General features: G+C 77.7%; 1 pseudogene. It reads left to right on the top strand.

From position 1 onward, the window contains the following. Positions 1 to 918: 918 nt before the first annotated feature. Positions 919 to 1,263: pseudogene (locus G6048_RS48150) on the top strand (peptidoglycan-binding protein); the annotation flags it as partial.

Raw genomic sequence — 1,263 nt, forward strand, 5'->3', positions numbered from 1 at the left:
GGTGCGGGCTCGGGCGCCCCGAGTGCGGACTCGGGCGTCCCGGGGGCGGGCTCTCGTGTCTCGGGTGCAGGCTCGAGTGTCTCGGGTGCGGGCTCGGATGTGAGGGCTCCGGGGTCGTCGTTAAGCGGGGCCAGGTCTTCGGAGGCTGCTGACCCGTTGGTCGAGCCGATGTCCTCGGGGGCGGGCGACGCGCTTGGCGAGCGCGGGGGCCCGGGGGCGGCTGAACCGTGGGCCGAGCCCGTGAGCTCGGGAACGGCTGGCCCGTTGGCCGAGCCCGGGAACTCGGGGGCTACTGACCCGTTGGCCGAGCCCATGGTGTCGGAGACGGCTGGTCCCCGGGCCGAGCCCACGTCCTCGCGAGCGGGCGACCCGTTTGTCGAGCACATGCCCTCCCGGGCGGGCGACCCGTTGACCGAGCCCGGTGGGCCGGGCACGCCCGCGACACAGCCGGGGCAGTCCGGGCCGGCCGCAGGGCAGCACGGGTCTGCGCCGCGCTCAGGCCAGTACCCGTCCGGGCCGCCCGTGGGGCAACACCGGTACGAGCCACCGGTGGGCCAGCACCGGTCTGCGCCGCCCGCGGAGCAGCACCCGTCCGGGCCGTCCGCGGGCCAGCACCGGTCTGCGCCGCCCTCGGGCCAGGACCCGTTCGAGCCGCCCACAGGCCAGCACAGGTCCGGGCCGCCGGTGGGCCAGCACCCGTCTGAACCGCCCGCGGGGCAGCACCCGTCTGCGCCGCCGGCGAGGTGGCACCGGCCCGGGCCGCCCTCGGTACCGAACTCGCCTCCGGCAGCCGCGACCCCGTCTCAGGCCGCCCCGGCTCCGGCACCTCAGGCCCATTCGCCCGACGACGCCCCGACGGCCGACCTCCACCTGACGGACCTCCACCGGTTCGACGCACAGGCCCCTGGCCCGGACCCGGTGACCGGCCCGCTGCCCCTCCCCGAGCCCGAGCAGCCCGCCCGCAGGCGCGGCCGTCGGCGTCGGCTCGCCCTCGTCGGTACCGCGGTCGGCGCTGCGGTGATGGCCGCCGCCGGGTTCGCGAGCGGGCTGTTCTCGTACGACACGCCGTCGCGGGACAGCGCAGGCCCTCCGGGCGACATGCGCGCGAGCATCCCGGACGCGGTCTCGCCGGAGCCGTCGTCACCGTCGCCGTCGAAGACGACGCCGCCGGCCCAGCCACCCCAATCGGCCCCACCGACCGAGCCCTCCGAACCAGCCGCCCCGAGCACGTCCCCGCCGACCCAGGAGCCCACGGCCGAGCCC

Source organism: Streptomyces ureilyticus (assembly GCF_011045025.1).
GTDB classification, from domain to species: domain Bacteria; phylum Actinomycetota; class Actinomycetes; order Streptomycetales; family Streptomycetaceae; genus Streptomyces; species Streptomyces ureilyticus.